Here is a 17381-nt window from a genome sequence, read left to right as displayed (position 1 = left end):
CGATCTTAAACCCTTCGGCAGCACTATCCGGGACCGTATCGGTGGCGTGAGTGAACGGTCCTCGCATGGACGAGTTGCTGCAAGAGTTCCTGAGCGAGACCGGCGAGCATCTCGACACGGTGGATCGAGAGCTCGTGCGCTTCGAGCAGGAGCCGAACAACACCGACATCCTGCGCAACATCTTCCGGCTGGTTCATACCGTCAAAGGCACCTGCGGCTTCATCGGCCTGCCGCGCCTGGAGGCGCTGACCCATGCCGCGGAATCGGTGATGGGCCAGTTCCGCGACGGCGCCTCGGTCTCGTCGAGCGCCGTGACCGCCATCCTCGAGACGATCGACCAGATCAAGGAGATCATGGCCGAACTGACCGAGAAAGGGCAGGAGCCACCCGGCAATGACGACCAGCTGATCGGCGAGCTGCGCGCCCTCGCGGCCAGGGCCAAGCAGGAACTGGCGTCCCGGGAGGAGCCCGCCGCGCTCGATCCGGTCGCGGCCTATCTCGCCAGATCAGCCGGGGAGAACCGCTCGCCCGGCGAAGCCAAGGCCGACGATCTCGATCTCGTCTTCCGCGCGGCACCGAGCCCGCTCGACCAACCCCGTCCGCAGAGCGCGGAGGAGACCGCTGCCCGCCCTGTCGGTCCGGCCACGCTGCGCGTCAATGTCGACACGCTCGAACATCTGATGACCATGGTCTCGGAGCTGGTGCTGACACGCAATCAGCTCCTCGAGATCTCGCGCCAGCAGGAGGATTCCGGGATCAAGGCGCCGCTACAGCGGCTCTCGCTGATCACCGCCGAGCTCCAGGACGGCGTGATGAAGACGCGGATGCAGCCGATCGGCAACGCCTGGTCGAAGCTGCCGCGCATCGTGCGCGACCTTTCCACCGATCTCGACAAGAAGATCGAGCTGGTGATGGAGGGCGAGGATACCGAACTCGATCGCCAGATCCTCGAGCTGATCAAGGATCCGCTCACCCATATGGTGCGCAACTGCGCCGACCATGCGATCGAACCGCCGGCGGAACGCCTGGCCTCGGGCAAACCCGAAACCGGCACGATCCGGGTCTCTGCCTATCACGAGGGCGGCTCGGTCACGATCGCGATCAGCGATGACGGGCGCGGCATGGATGTCGCCCGCATCCGAGCCAAGGCGATCGAGCAGCGTCTCGCCAGCGAAGCCGAAATCGAGAAGATGAGCGAGGCGCAGATCCTGCGCTTCGTCTTCCATCCGGGCTTCTCGACCAGCGAAGAGGTGAGCGCCATCTCCGGTCGCGGCGTCGGCATGGACGTCGTCAAGGTCAATGTCGATGCGATCGGCGGCGTCGTCGACATCGTCAGCGTCGCCGGATCCGGGACGGCGATCACGATCAAGATCCCGCTGACGCTGGCGATCGTCTCGGCGCTGATCGTCGCCTGCGGCAACCAGCGTTTCGCTATTCCCCAGGTCGTCGTACGCGAGCTGGTCCGGGTCAAGGCCGGCAGCGAGCACCGGATCGAACGGATCAACGACTCGCCGGTCCTGCGCCTGCGCGACCGGCTGCTGCCGATCATCGCCCTCTCCGGGATGATGGGGCGCGACACCAAGCTGCTCGAGGACGGCTTCATCGTGGTGACGCAGGTCGGCGAGCGCCAGTTCGGCATTCTCGTCGATTCGGTGTTTCATACTGAGGAAATCGTCGTCAAACCGATGTCGACGAAGCTGCGGCACATTCCGCTCTTCTCCGGGAACACCATTCTCGGCGACGGGGCGGTGGTGCTGATCATCGACCCCAACGGCGTCGCACGCCTCGTCGGGGCCTTCGCCGCCGGCCATGAAGATCCCGTACCGGCCATGACAGGCGAAGTCGTTTCAGCAAGCGAGCGCACCACCATGCTCGTCTTCAGAGCCGGGACGGGCCAACTCAAGGCGGTGCCGCTCGCTCTGGTGACGCGGCTCGAGGAGGTCGACGCCGCGCTTTTCGAGAGCGGCGGCGGACGCTTCCTGCTGAATTATCGCGGCCGGCTGATGCCGATCGTGCCGGTCGAGGGGGTCACGCTGCGCCAGTCCGGGCTGCAGCCTCTGGTCATTTTCTCGGATGGCGACTTCGCCATGGCGCTCGCCGTCGAAGCCATCGTCGACATCGTCGAGGAAGCACTCGACATCGAAATGGTCGCCATGGCGGAGCGAGGCGTCGTCGGCTCGGCGATCATCCGCGGACGGGCCACCGAAATCGTCGACCTCGCCCATTATCTGCCGCTGGCCAATGCGAGCTGGATGCACAGCCGCCGGGACGAAGGGGCTGCCGGGCCTCATGTGCTCCTGGTGGAACCCTCCGATTTCCTGCGCGAAATGCTCGTGCCCGTACTCAAGGCTTCCGGAATGCGCGTCAGCCAGAGCGCCGATATCGCGCTGGCGGCGGGCCTTGCCGCCGGCAAGGCCGATCTCGCCGCGATCGTCCTCGATCTCGACCGCGATCCCGAAGCCGCCCTGGCGCTGGCAAGCCAGCTGCGGGCCGAGCCGAGACATGCCGGCCTGCGGATCATCGGGCTGTCGACGCTGCCCACACCGGAGCTGCATCTGGCAGCAGCGCAGGTCCGCATCAACGAAGTCGTCACCAAATTCGACCGCCGCGCCCTGATCGCGGAACTGGCGGAGTGCCGGGCGGGACAGAGGCGAGCGGCATGACCACAGAGCGCTTTACGGGCGATCACGGCGGTCCCGGCTTCGAGGACTCGCTCGACTACGTCACCGTCTTCATCGGCGAGCAATTGCTGGGCCTGCCGATCGGCCGCGTCCAGGACGTCTTCATTGCCACGCGCATCACCCCGGTGCCGCTGGCGCCGCGTGAGATCGTCGGTCTGTTGAACCTGCGCGGCCGTATCGTCACGGCGATCAGCATGCGCGAGCGCATGGGCCAGCCTGCCGCACCGGCACCGCAGGAGGCCGGCGCTTGCGAGCTCGTGGCCGTCGGCATCGACCAGGGCGGCGAGGCCTTCGCGCTGATCGTCGACAAGGTCGGCGAAGTCATGCGCCTCGAACGCGCGACCTACGAACCCGTGCCCGTGCATCTCGACCGCGGCTGGGCCGGCCTCGCCAAAGGCGTGCACCGGCTCGATGATCGCCTGCTGGTCGTTCTCGACGTCGACGCTATCCTCAACATCGAACTGCCGATCGCCGCCTGAAGGCCGGTCCCGTCTGGAGAGACATGATGAAATACTGCCTCGTGGTCGATGACTCAGCCGTCATCCGGAAGGTCGCCCGCCGGATCCTCGAAGGCCTGCAATTCCGCATCGCCGAGGCGGAAGACGGAGCGCGCGCGATCGATTCCTGCCGCGGCGAGATGCCCGACGCGGTTTTGCTCGACTGGAACATGCCGATCATGGACGGCTATGACTTTCTGAGGAATCTGCGGCAGATGCCGGGTGGCAAGCGCCCCAAGGTCGTGTTCTGCACCACCGAGAACGACATCGCCCACATTGCCCGCGCCATGCATGCCGGCGCCGACGAGTACATCATGAAGCCCTTCGACAAGGACATAGTCGCCTCGAAATTCCACCAGGTCGGCCTGCTCTGAGCTGACTCAGCCGCACCTTATCCTGGCTGCCTTTTCAACCCTTCCGGGACCCCGTCGCCGCCGATGCCGCCCCCGAATGCGACGCTGATGACCGTCCCGCGGCCCAGCACCGTGGTGATCGCAGACGACTCGGTCGTCGTGCGCGGGCTGTTCGCGCGCTGGCTCGGTGAGAGCGGCAGGTTTCATGTCGTCGCCGTCGCCGGCGATGGCGAGACGGCGATCGAGCATACCGCTCGCCATCATCCGGACATTGTGGTGCTCGACATCGACATGCCGGGCCTGGATGGCATCGCCGCTCTGACCCGTCTTGTCCGCCAGAGCCCCGGAACCGCCGTACTGGTGACGACGGCGCTGACCGAACGCAATGCGCAGCTCGCGCTGCAATGCATGACGCTGGGCGCCGTGGACGTCCTGCCCAAGCCCGATAGCCGTAGCGGCCTCACTCTCTCCCTCGATTTCCGGGCCGAGTTCCTCAGCAAGCTCGCCAGCATCGACCCGGCGCGAAGCAAGAGCGCTCCCGCCGATGTCGAGCCCGCCCTGGCGCCCGCGCTCGTTCCGGGCAGCGTGGTCGATCTCAGGCCGCTCATCACGATACCGCCGCGCTATCTCGTGATCGGCGCCTCTACCGGTGGCCCGCGCGCCGTCGCCCGCGTGCTGTCCGATCTCGGCGATGCCGTCCACAATCTGACAACGCTGATCGTGCAGCACATGCCGCCGCTGTTCACCGCCTCCTTCGCCGACCAGATCGCCGCGCAGATCGGCGTGCCGGCGCGCGAACCCTATGACGGCGAGCGCCTCGCGCGCGGCACCGTCTATATCGCGCCGGGCGGACGCCATCTCGGCATCGATCGCAGGCTCGGTCATATCGTCGCCAGCATCAGCGACGGCCCGCCCGTACGCTTCTGCCGCCCGGCCGTCGACGTGCTCTTCAATGAGGCGGCCCGCCATCTCGGTTCGGCAGCGCTCGGCCTGGTGATGACCGGCATGGGCAGCGACGGCACCGAGGGAGCCGCTTCGCTGCGGCGCGCCGGGGCAGCCGTCATCGCCCAGGACGAGGCTTCGAGCACCATCTGGGGCATGCCGGGCTCCGTGGTCCGCGCTCGCCACGCCAGTGCCGTCATTCCGCTTGCCGGAATCGGCCCGGCCATTCGCGCCCTGGTCGGCGGAGGCCACGGCGCATGACGGAACAGGATTTCGATTTCCTGCGCATCCTGTTGCAGATCCGCTCCGGCCTGCATCTCAGCCATGAGAAGCGCTATCTGGTCGAAAGCCGCCTCGGCATGCTCTGCCGGCGGCGCGGCATCGAGGGCATCGGCGCGCTGGTCGCGATGCTGCGGCGCGAGCCCGGCCGGGAGCTGGAAAGCGCCGTCGTCGAGGCGATGACCACCAACGAGACCCTGTTCTTCCGCGACCGCACGCCATTCGACCTGTTCCGCGACGTGATCCTGCCCGAGAAGCTCGCCAGCAATGCCCGAACCCGGCATCTGCGCATCTGGTGCGCTGCGGTCTCGAGCGGCCAGGAGGCCTATTCGCTGGCGATGCTGCTCGACGACGCGGCGCCCCGGCTCGCGGGCTGGAAGATCGACATCCTCGGCACCGACATCTCGACGGAAGTGCTCGAGAAGGCGAGGCAGGGTCTCTACAGCCAGTTCGAAGTGCAGCGCGGCCTGCCGATCCAGCTCCTGATCAAGCATTTCCGCCAGGAAGGCGACAAATGGCGCGTCAATGAGCGCATCCGCGCCATGGTCGAGCTGAAACCGCACAACCTGTTGGAATCGAGCAGCCATCTCGGCCAGTTCGACGTGATCTTCTGCCGCAACGTCCTGATCTATTTCGACGTTCCGACCAAGGCGCGGGTGATGGCGGCGCTGTCGCAGCGCCTCGCCCCGCACGGCGCCTTCGTTCTCGGCGCAGCCGAGACCGTGATCGGGATCACCACCACGCTTGTGCCCGATCCCGTCCATCGCGGTCTCTATCGCGACGCGGCGAGCCGCCAGGCGGCGACACCGACGCCGCCGGCGCAGCCTGCCTCGGAGACCGGACCGCGCCAGCTGCCGCCGGCCCTCGCCCCGCTCGGCTGAGCCCCCTCCCCCGATCGCCTGCTCGACCTGAGGCCCAAACAAAAACCCCGCCTCGCGGCGGGGTCCCCGTTCACCTGTCGTGTACATCCGACGATCAGGTGACTTTCCTGTAGCGCGCCGGTGATGACGCGCTGATGACGAAATCTCAGGCCGGGATGCGTTCCTCGGCGTCGGACGGTTCGCGCAGCACATAGCCGCGGCCCCAGACCGTCTCGATGTAGTTCTTGCCGTCGGAGGCGTTCGCCAGCTTCTTGCGCAGCTTGCAGATGAACACGTCGATGATCTTGAGCTCGGGCTCGTCCATGCCGCCATAGAGATGGTTGAGGAACATCTCCTTGGTCAGCGTGGTGCCCTTGCGGAGCGAGAGCAGCTCCAGCATCTGGTATTCCTTGCCGGTCAGGTGGACGCGCTGGGCATCGACCTCCACGGTCTTGGTGTCGAGATTGACGACGAGATCGCCGGTCGTGATCACCGACTGGGCATGGCCCTTCGAGCGACGCACGATGGCGTGGATGCGCGCGACCAGCTCGTCCTTGTGGAACGGCTTGGTCAGATAGTCGTCGGCGCCGAAGCCCAGGCCCTTCACCTTGTCCTCGATGCCGGCGAGGCCGGAGAGGATCAGGATCGGGGTCTTGACCTTGGCGACGCGCAAGGACCGCAGGACCTCGTAGCCAGACATGTCGGGCAGGTTGAGGTCGAGCAGAATAATATCGTAATCGTAGAGCTTGCCGAGATCGACGCCCTCTTCGCCCAGGTCCGTCGTATAGACGTTGAAGCTCTCTGACTTCAGCATCAGCTCGATGCTTTGGGCGGTTGCGCTATCGTCTTCGATCAGCAGAACCCGCATGTCACGTCCCCAATTTCGCCCCGAGGCCAGCGATCCGAATTGACTCCGTCCCGAACCCCCACGGCCCTGGACGGCGAAAGCTTGCCTGATGAAACGCCACGCGACACGCTACCGGGGAAATGGTTAACAAACCCTGATTCCCGGGCGCAAGCGCTTCTTCGGAGAAAGCTAACGATCCTTGCCCAGGTGAGTCGAATTTGACACGGATCGATCTTGCTTCAGCCGCGAAAGCGCCCTTCGCGGAAGCTCGCCCCGAGGAATTGCCCCAAATCGGCATTTCCCAGCGGCATAGCTTCGAAACGCAGTGTTAATCACAGAGGTAAATGAAAGGTTGACGGAAGCCATCATGAGCAGTGGACAGCGTGACCCGGAACGGCTTTCCCATCTTGCCGCGCTCGTCGGCGGCATCGAGGGAATGACCGTCTATGGCCGGGTCAGCGCCGTTCGAGGGCTGATGGTCGAGGTTTCCGGGCCGATCTCGGCGATGAGCCTGGGCGGACGCGTCGGCATCGAGATCGCGGCCGGAACCCGGATTCCCTGCGAGGTCATCGGCTTCTCCGGCGACAAGGCCCTGGTCATGCCCTATGGCGGGCTCGACGGCGTCCGGCGCGGCTGCCCGGCCTATGTCGAGCGCACGGTTCCCGGCCTGCGGCCGACCACGGCCTGGCTCGGCCGCGTCGTCGACGCTCTCGGCCGCCCCGTCGATGGCGGGCCGCCCCTGCCGCTCGGCGAAACCACCATCCCCTTCCGCAACGATCCGCCGCCGGCCCATGCCAGGCGCCGTGTCGGCCCGCCGCTCGATCTCGGCGTGCGGGCGCTCAACACCTTCCTGACCTGCTGCCTCGGCCAGCGCATGGGCATCTTCGCCGGCTCCGGCGTCGGCAAATCCGTGCTGCTTTCGATGCTCGCCCGCTATGCCAGGGCCGATGTCAACATCATCGGCCTGGTCGGCGAGCGCGGCCGCGAGGTCCAGGAGTTCCTGCAGGACGATCTCGGACCGGACGGGCTCGCACGCTCGGTCGTCGTCGTCGCGACCTCGGACGAGCCGGCATTGATGCGCAAGCAGGCGGCGCTGACGACGCTGGCGCTGGCCGAGTTCTTCCGCGACCAGGGCCTGCAGGTGATGTGCCTGATGGATTCGGTGACGCGCTTCGCCATGGCGATGCGCGAGATCGGCCTCGCCGCCGGCGAGCCGCCGACCACCAAGGGCTATACGCCAACCGTCTTCGCCGAATTGCCGCGGCTGCTGGAGCGCGCCGGGCCGGGGACGGGCGACGGCGCCATCACCGGCCTGTTCACCGTGCTGGTCGACGGCGGCGACCATGACGAGCCGGTCGCCGATGCCGTGCGTGGTATTCTCGACGGCCATATCGTGATGGAACGCGGCATCGCCGAACGCGGCCGCTACCCGGCGGTGAACGTGCTGAAATCGGTCTCGCGCACCATGCCCCGCTCCTGCGATCCGGCCTATTATCCGGTGGTGCAGAAGGCGCGCGCCACGCTCGCGACCTATGCCGACATGGAGGAGCTGATCCGCCTCGGCGCCTATCGCCAGGGCGCCTCCGCCGAGGTCGACGAGGCGATCCGCCTCAATCCAGAGCTCGAGGCCTTCCTGAAACAGGCCAAGGACGAGGCGACCGGACTGGGCGACGGCTATGCGAGGCTCGCCCGCATCATGGGGATGTGAGCCCCGGCTCAGTTGTCGGCAAAATGCGCGAGAAGCGCCCGCGCTGCCGGCTCGGTCCAGTCCGCCTCCCCGAGAAGATAGCCGCGCACCCCGCCGCGCGGATCGAGGACATAGGTGATCGGCAACCCCTCGGAGAGAGAGAACGGCGCCTCGCTGCCATCCTCGCGCGGCGCTGAAAGCCGCGTGCCGCCATGATCGAGGAAGACCGGGAGCTGCTTCACGCCGAGGCGGGCGAGATAGGCCCTGACATGCGCCGGCTCGCGTTCATCGGTGGCGATCGTCAGCAGCTCGACGCCGTCCCGCCGGAGCTGCGCCAGCTGACGCTCGAAGCGCGGCAGCTCGATCCGGCAGACCGGACACCAGGTCGCCCAGAGATAGACCAAAGTGACCTTCCCGCTCGTCGGCTTCGCCAGGGCCGGCTTGCCGTCGAGCCGCGCCAGCTTCAGCGGCGTCATGGCGACGACAGGGTCGAGCTCCCGGAACTGATAGCGCGAAGTGCGGAAGACCGGCGGGCGGCCGCCGGCCTGGGCCGACACAGCGAGCCCCCCCAGCAAGGTCTGCAGGGCCAGGCGGCGGGATAGTGACGGAAACGGCATAGGACAGGAGATTCTCGCATTGGGCGCGCATCGCCATGCGCAGTACGGCGCTCCGGGACGAACGGAAGCGGTGACGACCCGGCACTGTTCCTGCCCTAACATGGCGCCCCCAAGGCAGGGACCGCGACATTTGCGCCGGCTCTGCTCAGCCTCTGAGCCGACGGACCAGCAGCGCCATAGCCAGCAGCGCCGTGAACTGGATCGCCGCCGAGATGTAGAGCGCTCCGGCCGGGCCGATCCGCTCGATCATCAACGCGAACAGCAGCGGGGCCGCCGCAAACGTCAGGTTCTGCGGCACGGTCAGGCGCCCGAGCATGCTGCCGAAGCCGAGCCGGCCGAACAGCGCCAGCGGCAAGGTCGCGCGCGCGACCGCGATTACCCCCATCGCCGCGTTGAACAGCAGGATGAAGGCGATCGCGACCGGGGGCGAACCCGGTGCGAGCGCCATGAGCAGGCATGACAGCGGCCCGAGCGCGAGGCCGGCGAGCGCGGCACGCTCGACCGGCAGCCTGTGCCCCGCCACCGCATCGATCGCCCGGGCGGCCAAGGTCGCGGGGCCGCTGAGCGTGGCGATCGCCACCGCCGTCGCATTGCTGAGGCCGGCACTCTGCATCAGGCCGATGACGTGCAGCGGCAGCCCCCAGGAGACCAGGCCGCTGGCGGAGAAGCTCAGCGCCATCAACCAGAAGATCGCCCGCCGTTCCGACAGCGGCACCCGGCCTTCATCGCCCTTCGCCTGCGCGGCCTCGGGCGCCTCGCCCGCCGGTTTCATCCGGTAACGCGGAATGGCGAGATGGATCGGCAGGACGACGAGCAACTGGGTGGCGGCGAAGATCAGGAGACAGCTCCGCCAGCCATAGGCCGCCGAAAGCGCCGCCGTCAGTGGCCAGAACACGCTGGAGGCGAGCCCGGACACCAGCATCATCAGCCCGATCACCCGGCGCGTGCGCTCGCCCATCAATTGCGCGACCGTGACATTGCCGGTGTTGGCCAGCTGCATCGCATGGCCGATGCCGATCACGAACCAGGTCGCCAGATAGCTCACCGGCCCCTGCGCCTGCGAGAGCAGTGCGAGCCCGATCGCGGCTATCACCGCGCCGACGCACATCGCCTGTCGCGTGCCGCGCTGGTCGAGATGGCGCCCCAGCGCCGGCGAAAACGCGGCACCGGTAACCAGCAGGATGGTCACGCCGCTGAAGACCACGGCCGGGCCGAGGTCGAGATCCCGGTCGAGATAGGCGGCCAGGACCGAGGGCGAATAATAGATCGACCCCCAGCCGATGATCCGGGTGAGGGCGAGGCCGGCGAGAAGCGGCCCGTGCTGGGGGAGACGGAAAGAGCCAGGCAAGGCGAAAAGTCCGACAGCACGCTCGGTGCTTGTTCTTGATTCCGGCGACGGTAATCGAGTCGTCAGGGAAGCGGCAGGCTTTGCGGTGCAGATGCAACATGCGTCAAATGCGGTCTCTGCCGGTAAGGAACGGTCAACCTCCTTGCGCCATTGTCCTTTTCGTCTCGCGGAAGTCTTTCGGGCGCCGCGCCGAGGGGTCGGTGCGCCGCCATGCGTAATCAGGAGTTAGAGCCGACATGAAGTCGCGAGAGACCCTTTTGCGTCTCAAACGGTTCCAGGTGGACGAGAAGCGCCGCCGTGTGAGCCAGATCGAGATGATGATCGCCGAGTTTCACCGCATGGCGGGCGATCTGGACCGCGAGATCCAGAACGAGGAAACCCGCGCCGGCATCTCCGATCCCGCCCATTTCGCCTACCCGACCTATGCCAAGGCGGCGCTCGGCCGCCGGGATAATCTGCGCCAGTCCGCCGACAACCTGCAGGGGCAGCTCGAGGAAGCCAAGGGCGAGCTGCAGGAGGCCTTCGAGGAAATGAAGAAGGTCGAGATCCTCGAGGATCGCGAACGCGCCTCCGAGCGCGCCGCCGACGCCGCCCGCGATCAGGCGATGATGGATTCGATCGGCCTGCGCACGCCGCGCGCCGGCATCTGAGCGCTTCCGCCCTATCCGTCGATCACCGGATGATGCGGTGCCGCGGCTCGCGGTAGATGCCCTGCGAGCCTTGGATCGTCGACCACCTCGATGCTGCGCTTGAACGCCTCGAAGCCAGAGCGCTGGTAGAACTCCGGCGCGCTCTGGTGGTCGAGCGTGCAGGTATGCACCCAGAAACGCGAGATCGGCCGGGCCCAGGCCAGTTCCAGGGCCCGGTTCATCAGCCAGCGCCCCGCGCCCTTGCCGAGCACGCTCTCCTCGAGGCCGAAAAAGGCGAGCTCGCCCTCCCCCGCTACCCGGAAGTCCAGTTCGAGCAGCCCGACGTCGCGCCCATCGAAACGGACGACGAAGCACAGCACCGCCGCGTCGGCGAGGATCGCCTCGCTATGGGCTGCCGGTTTGACCAGGCGGCTGAACCACATCCAGCGCTCGCCGAGCACCCGGTAGATCGAAAGATAGCGCGCCGTGTCGGCGGCGCCGATCTGTTCGAGAGAAAACCCTCCCGTGCCCGGCGGATCGGGCCTCAACGGCGGCGCCGCATGCATTTCCAGCGAGGTCACGATTGCGGCGAGCTTGCCCGGCGGCAGATCGGTGACGCCGTTCAGGCTGATGGAGAAGGTCTCGGACATGGGGCTCCGCCGGGCCGGCCGCCCGGACTCGATTCGTTTCGCCGCGATCATGACATGATCCCGGCCCAACTGGACCAGGCCGGCTGTTCGTCCGGCAGCCCGCCCACAGGCGATACCCGGCTTTGCCCGGTGCGGCCTGATGGCGGCTCAGTGCTTCGAAAGGATACCCGATGACGATCGACCGCAGGCTTTTCGCCGGTCTTGCCCTGTCCGGCGCCCTCGCCTCCTCCGGCTCCGGCTTCGCCCAGAGCCATCAGGGACATGCCGGCCACGGCGCCAGCGTCTCGGACAGCCCGGCGACCGCAGCCTACAAGGCCGTGAACGACAAGATGCACAAGAACATGATGATCGCCTTCACCGGCGATGCCGACGCCGATTTCGTGCGCGGCATGATCCCGCATCATCAGGGCGCGATCGACATGGCCAAGGTCGTGCTCGCCCATGGCAAGGATCCGGAACTGCGCAAGCTCGCCAACGCCATCATCACCGAACAGGAGAAGGAGATCGCCTTCATGCAGGCCTGGCTGAAGAAGAACGGCCACTGAGCATTTTCAAGCGAAACCGGTACCGGCTCGCATGAGGAAAATGCGATGAAGCGATGAATGAGTGCCTTGCCGCGTTTCAGGGAAAACGCGGAAAGGCCCTGGCCGCCGCTGCGGGCAACCCGGCGCCAGAATGGCAGCCGGGCCGCTTGCCCTCGCCGCGGCGCACTGGCAGAGAGACGAAACGCGACCCGCGCGGTTCTCGCATGCGCAGGCTGCTGACTGCGCATAGCCTTGTTTCTCCGCCATCCTTCACGCCGTCCGGCCGCCTGCGGGTTTCATGAAGAAATATCTCGACTATCTCTGGCCGCTGATCGGCCTCGTCGCCGTTATCTGGTCGGTCGAACTGCTCTGGGACAAGCTCAAGGCCGAGGCGCTGACCAACGAGGCGATGAGCGCGCGCCTCGAGCATGCCGGACTTTGGGAGAGCATCGGCATCGTCGCCGGTGGCATCGGCGAGAAGATCGCGCTGATCTCGCCCGCCGCCTTCTTCCATGCGGGCCTCGCGACGCTCGTCGCCTATGCCGCGCTGGCCTGGTATGACCGCATCGCCCTGCTCCATCTGCGCAAGGAGAAGGGCATTTCCTGGCCCTATATCTCGCTCTGCTCCTTCGTCACCTATGCGCTGTCGCATAATATCGGCGCCTCGGTGTTTTCGGGCGGCATGGTGCGCTACCGCGCCTATCACGCGAAAGGGCTTTCCGCGGCCGAGATCGCTGTCCTGGTCGCTCTCTGCTCCTTCACCTTCGCCTTCGGCACCATCCTGCTGCTCGGCCTCGTCCTCGTCGGCGAGCCGCAGATCCTGCGCCCGCTCCACCGCCTTTCGCAATGGTTCGGCATTGGCGACACCCAGGCGAGGCTTATCGGCTTCGGCCTGCTCGGCTTCTGCCTGCTCTACACCATCGGCTCGTGGCTACGCTTCAAGCCGCTCAGGATCGGCAAGTTCGAACTGGTCTATCCCCGCCTGCCGATCGTCTTCCGGCAATATCTCGCCGCGCCGCTAGAACTGATGGGGGCGGCCGGCATCATCTATTTCGCGCTGCCCGACCAGGGCAATCCCGGCTTCTTCATCGTGCTAGGCGCCTTCCTGATCTCGTTCTCGGCCGGGCTGCTCAGCCAGGTTCCCGGCGGCGTCGGGGTGATGGAGGCGGTCTTCCTCGCCGTCATGCCCGGCGTGCCCGCGCCCGCCGTCTTCGCGGCGCTGCTGATCTGGCGCCTGTTCTATCTGATCCTGCCGCTGGTGCTGTCGCTACCGATCGTGCTCGCCTTCGAGCGTGCCCAACTGCGCAAGACGATGGCGCATGAGACGCAAGTGAAGGCGCAGGAGCAGGCGGCCGCCAAGGCCGCGGCCCTGCACATCGACAAGCCGGATTGAGGGCTTCAGCGCGCTCGCGAACGGAACCATGCCGTCTTTGCCGGGCAGGCTGAAGGCCTGAACCCGGCCGCCGAATTCTGATGGCATCGCAAAAGAAGCCGACGCGCTCAGCGCTTGAGCGCGATCGCGGCAGCGCCGAACATCAGGAGGCTGCCGAGGGCTTCGCTCCAGCCGAACGGCTCGGACAGCACGAGCACGCCCGCGGCGACCGCGACCGCCGGGCTGATGAAGGCATAGAGGCCGGCCCGGAAGGCGCCCCAGTCGCGCACCAGTCGGATATAGACGGTGAAGCCGATCAGCGAGCCGCCGACGACGAGGAAGGCGAGCGAAGGCAGGGTCGGCCACGCGACGAGCGCCTGGAAATGCGCGGCCGTCACGGTCTCGAAGCTGACCGAGACGAGGCAAAGACCGACCCCGCCGATCAGCGTCTGCCAGCCGGCGAGCGCCAGCGTCGGCATGCGGCTGGCGATCGGGCGTGCCAGGACGGCGCCGAAGCAATAGAGCAGCGTTCCCAGGGCGATCGCGGCGAGGCCCCAGATTTCCAGCGGGTTGCCGCTTGCCGCCTCGAGCCCGCCGAGCGCCCGCGTCGCGAACAGGAAGCCGAGTCCGAGCGTGCCGAGGCCGATGGCCGCGAGCTTGCGGGCACCGATCTCATGGCCTTCGATCATCCGGCTGGCGATGATGGTGAAGATCGGGATCGTCGCGAAATTGACGATTGCGGCGAGTCCGCTCGGCGCCTGCGCCGCCCCCCAGAACAGCAGCGAGTAATTGCCGGTGTTGAGCAGCACCGCCGTCGCGATCAGCCGCGGCCAGGCATCCGCCGGAACCAGCTTGAGGTCGCGCCCCGCCCAGGCGAGCATCAGCGTGCCCGCTATGGTGAAGCGTGCTGCGGCGAGGAAGACCGGCGGCACATGCTGCGCTCCGACCTTGATCGGCAGCCAGGTCAGCCCCCAGACCAGGCACATCAGCGCGAAGAGAGCGGCGTTGCGGGACATGGGCTGCGCTTAGCGGGGGTAACGGGGAAGAGCCAATGCGAGCCGGACATGCAGCCATGGCGGCAATGCAGAGCGCTTGCCTCGCCATCTGGCCAATACCCCTGACGCAGTCTACTATATAAGAAAGAAGGGTATGATGATGGACGATCTCGGGTCAAGACTGGCAGAGCGGCTACGCGGTGAGCGCGAGGCCCGCGGCTGGAGTCTGAACGATCTCGCCGAGCGCTCCGGCGTCTCGCGCGCCATGATCAGCCGGATCGAACGCGGCGAGGCCAGCCCGACGGCGGTGCTGCTCGGACGCCTCTCCGGGGCTTTCGGCCTGACCCTGTCGAATCTCCTGGCTCGCATCGAGAGCGCCGGCGAACGCCTGCGGCGCGCGGGCGACCAGCCCTCCTGGCGCGACCCCGAGACCGGCTTCGTCCGGCGCGCCATCTCGCCGGCCGGCAATGGCGACCTCGAACTGGTCGCCGGCGAGCTGCCGCCCGGCGCCGCCATCGGCTACCCCGCCAGCTCCTACGCCTTCATCCGACAGCAGATCTGGATGCAGTCCGGAATGCTGGATTTCGACGAGGGCGGCGTCGTCACGCGGCTCGAACCCGGCGACTGCATGGAACTCGGCCCGCCCTCCGATTGCCGCTTCAGCAATCCCGGCCCCGAGCCGGCGCGCTATCTCGTGGTGGTGTCGCGGCGATAGCTGTCGGCGCAGTCGAACGAGACGCCGTCATTCCGGGGCAGGCCGCAGGTCTGAGCCCGGAATGACGATGCGATTCGCGGTGAAGCCGGCGGCCGCTACACGCTCCCGACCGTCCTGAGCTTGGCGCGCGGATGGATTTCGCCCTGCGAGAGCACCGGCGTCTCGCGCCGGAAGCGCTCGACGATCTGGCGCACGAAGGGCCGGGCCATGCCGGAGGTGACCAGCGCCGGCATCTCGCCCATCCGCGCCGCATCCTCGAACTTGTCGCGCACCGCATGGACGAAGTCCTGCAGGCGCGAGGGCTGCATGGCGAGATGGCGGTCCTCGCCCTGGCCGACGATCGACTCGGCGAAGACGCTTTCCCAGGCCGGCGACAGGGTGATGATCGGCAATTGCCCGTTCTGGTTGGAGAACTGGGCGCAGATCTGGCGGGCGAGCCTGACGCGGACATGCTCGGCGATGTCGCGCGGGTTCTTGATGCTGCCGGCGACCTCGGCGATGCCCTCGACGATGGTCGCGAGGTCGCGGATCGAGATCCGCTCGGCGAGCAGCAGCTGCAGCACGCGCTGGATGCCGGTGGTCGAGATCTGGTGCGGCACGATCTCCTTGACGAGATCGGCATGGTCCTTGGGCAGTTCGCGCAACAGCTTCTGCACTTCGCCATGCGAGAGCAGCTCCGGCATGTGCGATTTCAGCACCTCGGTGAGATGGGTCGAGATCACGGTGGCGGCGTCGACGACGGTGTAGCCGCGCAGCTGCGCCTCGTCCTGCAGCGCCGCGTCGATCCAGGTCGCAGGCAGGCCGAAGGTCGGCTCCAGCACGCTGTGGCCAGGCAGGTTGACGCTGCCGCCCATCGGATCCATCGCCATGTACTGGCCGGCATAGACGACGCCGTGGCCGGCATCGATCTCCTTGATCTTGATGTAGTAGTGGTTCGCTTCGAGCTGGACGTTGTCGACGATCCGCACCGCCGGCATGACGAAGCCGAGCTCGGCGGCGAGCTGCCGGCGCAGCGCCCGCACCTGGTCGGTCAGGCGGTCGGCCCCTCCGGGCGCATTGACCAGCGGCAGCAGCCCGTAGCCGATCTCGATCTTGAGTTCGTCGAGCTTGAGCAGATCGTTCAGCGTCTCTTCCTTCGGCATGCCGTCGGCGGCCAGCGGCGAAGCGTCCTGGGCCGCCTGCGCGGTCTCCACCGCACGCTCCTTGGCGAGCTGGCCGAAATGCCGGGCGAGCCAGGCCGAGCCGGCGGCCAGCAGCAGGAAGGGGACCATCGGGATGCCGGGCAGGATCGCGATCAGCGCCATCACCGCCGCCGACATGCCGAGCGCCTTGGGATAGCCCGAGAGCTGCTTGCCGAGCGCCTTGTCGGCGGCGCCGCGCACACCCGATTTCGACACGAGCAGGCCAGCGGCGGTCGAGACGATCAGCGCCGGGATCTGGCTGACGAGACCGTCGCCGACCGTCAGCTGGGTGTAGTTCGTGGCGGCGGCGCTGAAGCTCATGCCCTGCTGCGCGACGCCGATGATGATGCCGCCGATCACGTTGATGAAGGTGATCAGAAGGCCCGCGATCGCGTCGCCGCGCACGAATTTCGAGGCGCCGTCCATCGAGCCGAAGAAGGAGGCCTCGTCCTCGAGCGCCTTGCGGCGGGTCTTGGCGACGTCCTGGTCGATGAGCCCGGCCGAGAGATCGGCATCGATCGCCATCTGCTTGCCCGGCAATGCATCGAGCGCAAAGCGCGCGGCGACCTCGGCGATGCGGCCCGAACCCTTGGTGATGACCACGAAATTGACGATGATCAGGATGGTGAAGACGATCACCCCGATCACGAAATTGCCGCTCATCACGAAATTGGCGAAGGCCTCGATGACATGGCCCGCCGCCGCCCCCCCCTCATGGCCATGCGCGAGGATGAGGCGCGTCGAAGCGAGGTTCAGCGCCAGCCGGAACATGGTGACGATCAGCAGGACCGTCGGAAAGGCCGAGAATTCCAGCGGCTCCTCGATGAACAGCGCCGTCATCAGGACCAACACCGACAGGATGATCGAGAGCGCCAGCATCAGGTCGAGCAGCACCGCCGGCAGCGGGAAGATCAGCACCACGAGGATGCCCATCACGCCGATCGCGAGGAAGAGGTCCGGGCGGTTGAGCAGGCTGCCCACCTGGCCGCGGGTCGGCATGGTCATGCCGCCGCCGGTGCCTGCCGTCACATCGCTCATCGCGTAACCCACTCCCGGCACGGGCATCGCAAGGCGCGCCCCGTACCCGGCAATTCTTGCCGGGCTCATGGTAAACGAGTGGTTAATCCGGGTCGAAAATTCCCGCCTGGAACCTTTCCCTGAACAGACCGTTATCGAATGGCCGTGTTCTGGCCGCATTCGGCCA

The 17381-nt window shown here is 66.9% G+C and carries 16 protein-coding genes; 10 read left to right on the top strand and 6 right to left on the bottom strand.

What is annotated here, in order from left to right; all coding sequences use genetic code 11:
- Positions 1-65: 65 nt before the first annotated feature.
- From AC3RCC_RS08870 to AC3RCC_RS08850, 5 genes are all read left to right on the top strand, one after another.
- Positions 66-2663 carry a hybrid sensor histidine kinase/response regulator gene (locus tag AC3RCC_RS08870; protein WP_492258766.1) on the top strand — a complete coding sequence of 866 codons (2598 nt, stop codon included), beginning with the start codon at positions 66-68 and terminating at the stop codon, positions 2661-2663.
- Positions 2660-3160, top strand: a complete 501-nt coding sequence (locus AC3RCC_RS08865) for a chemotaxis protein CheW (RefSeq protein WP_291633245.1) — start codon at positions 2660-2662, stop codon at positions 3158-3160. The genes AC3RCC_RS08870 and AC3RCC_RS08865 overlap by 4 nt, the downstream gene beginning before the upstream one ends.
- Positions 3161-3186: 26 nt before the next feature.
- The gene (locus tag AC3RCC_RS08860) at positions 3187-3552 is read left to right on the top strand and encodes a response regulator (RefSeq protein ID WP_291633244.1); all 366 of its coding nucleotides are present in this window, start codon (positions 3187-3189) and stop codon (positions 3550-3552) included.
- Between the two features lie 87 nt (positions 3553-3639).
- Positions 3640-4734, top strand: a complete 1095-nt coding sequence (cheB, locus tag AC3RCC_RS08855; protein ID WP_492258201.1) for a chemotaxis-specific protein-glutamate methyltransferase CheB — start codon at positions 3640-3642, stop codon at positions 4732-4734.
- The gene (locus tag AC3RCC_RS08850) at positions 4731-5633 is read left to right on the top strand and encodes a CheR family methyltransferase (RefSeq protein ID WP_492258200.1); all 903 of its coding nucleotides are present in this window, start codon (positions 4731-4733) and stop codon (positions 5631-5633) included. The genes cheB and AC3RCC_RS08850 overlap by 4 nt, the downstream gene beginning before the upstream one ends.
- A gap of 145 nt (positions 5634-5778) precedes the next feature.
- Here AC3RCC_RS08850 and ctrA read toward each other — a convergent pair whose 3' ends face one another.
- Positions 5779-6480 carry a response regulator transcription factor CtrA gene (gene ctrA / locus AC3RCC_RS08845; protein WP_291633241.1) on the bottom strand — a complete coding sequence of 234 codons (702 nt, stop codon included), beginning with the start codon at positions 6478-6480 and terminating at the stop codon, positions 5779-5781.
- Between the two features lie 346 nt (positions 6481-6826).
- Between ctrA and fliI the strand changes: the two genes are divergently transcribed.
- Complete coding sequence (gene fliI, locus AC3RCC_RS08840; protein ID WP_291633240.1) at positions 6827-8167, top strand: flagellar protein export ATPase FliI; 1341 nt, start codon at positions 6827-6829, stop codon at positions 8165-8167.
- Between the two features lie 8 nt (positions 8168-8175).
- Here fliI and AC3RCC_RS08835 read toward each other — a convergent pair whose 3' ends face one another.
- Both AC3RCC_RS08835 and AC3RCC_RS08830 read right to left on the bottom strand, forming a co-directional pair.
- Positions 8176-8763: a TlpA disulfide reductase family protein gene (locus AC3RCC_RS08835; RefSeq protein WP_452118649.1), complete on the bottom strand. Its 588-nt coding sequence runs from the start codon at positions 8761-8763 to the stop codon at positions 8176-8178.
- Positions 8764-8908: 145 nt separating this feature from the next.
- Positions 8909-10111, bottom strand: a complete 1203-nt coding sequence (locus tag AC3RCC_RS08830) for an MFS transporter (protein WP_492258199.1) — start codon at positions 10109-10111, stop codon at positions 8909-8911.
- A 236-nt stretch (positions 10112-10347) separates the two neighbouring features.
- On the opposite strand from AC3RCC_RS08830, the gene fliJ reads away from it, so the two are divergent.
- On the top strand, positions 10348-10761 hold the full coding sequence (gene fliJ, locus AC3RCC_RS08825; RefSeq protein ID WP_291633237.1) for a flagellar export protein FliJ: 414 nt from the start codon (positions 10348-10350) through the stop codon (positions 10759-10761).
- Between the two features lie 11 nt (positions 10762-10772).
- On the opposite strand, the gene AC3RCC_RS08820 is transcribed toward fliJ, so the two are convergent.
- Positions 10773-11390 (bottom strand): GNAT family N-acetyltransferase, encoded by a 618-nt coding sequence (locus AC3RCC_RS08820; RefSeq protein ID WP_492258198.1) that lies wholly within the window; start codon positions 11388-11390, stop codon positions 10773-10775.
- 170 nt (positions 11391-11560) lie between these two features.
- On the opposite strand from AC3RCC_RS08820, the gene copM reads away from it, so the two are divergent.
- A complete protein-coding gene (copM, locus tag AC3RCC_RS08815) occupies positions 11561-11935 on the top strand; it encodes a CopM family metallochaperone (protein WP_492258197.1) in 375 nt (124 codons plus the stop codon).
- A gap of 277 nt (positions 11936-12212) precedes the next feature.
- Positions 12213-13307, top strand: coding sequence for a lysylphosphatidylglycerol synthase transmembrane domain-containing protein (locus AC3RCC_RS08810; RefSeq protein ID WP_291633231.1), 1095 nt, complete (start codon positions 12213-12215; stop codon positions 13305-13307).
- Positions 13308-13414: 107 nt separating this feature from the next.
- Here AC3RCC_RS08810 and AC3RCC_RS08805 read toward each other — a convergent pair whose 3' ends face one another.
- On the bottom strand, positions 13415-14302 hold the full coding sequence (locus AC3RCC_RS08805) for a DMT family transporter (RefSeq protein WP_291633229.1): 888 nt from the start codon (positions 14300-14302) through the stop codon (positions 13415-13417).
- Positions 14303-14438: 136 nt separating this feature from the next.
- Between AC3RCC_RS08805 and AC3RCC_RS08800 the strand changes: the two genes are divergently transcribed.
- A complete protein-coding gene (locus AC3RCC_RS08800; protein ID WP_452118652.1) occupies positions 14439-14996 on the top strand; it encodes a helix-turn-helix domain-containing protein in 558 nt (185 codons plus the stop codon).
- A gap of 95 nt (positions 14997-15091) precedes the next feature.
- On the opposite strand, the gene flhA is transcribed toward AC3RCC_RS08800, so the two are convergent.
- Complete coding sequence (gene flhA, locus AC3RCC_RS08795; RefSeq protein ID WP_452118653.1) at positions 15092-17215, bottom strand: flagellar biosynthesis protein FlhA; 2124 nt, start codon at positions 17213-17215, stop codon at positions 15092-15094.
- Between the last annotated feature and the right edge of the window lie 166 nt (positions 17216-17381).

The organism is Allobosea sp. GW823-FHT01F03, from assembly GCF_058798075.1.
This window is presented reverse-complemented; position numbering and strand designations above follow the sequence as displayed.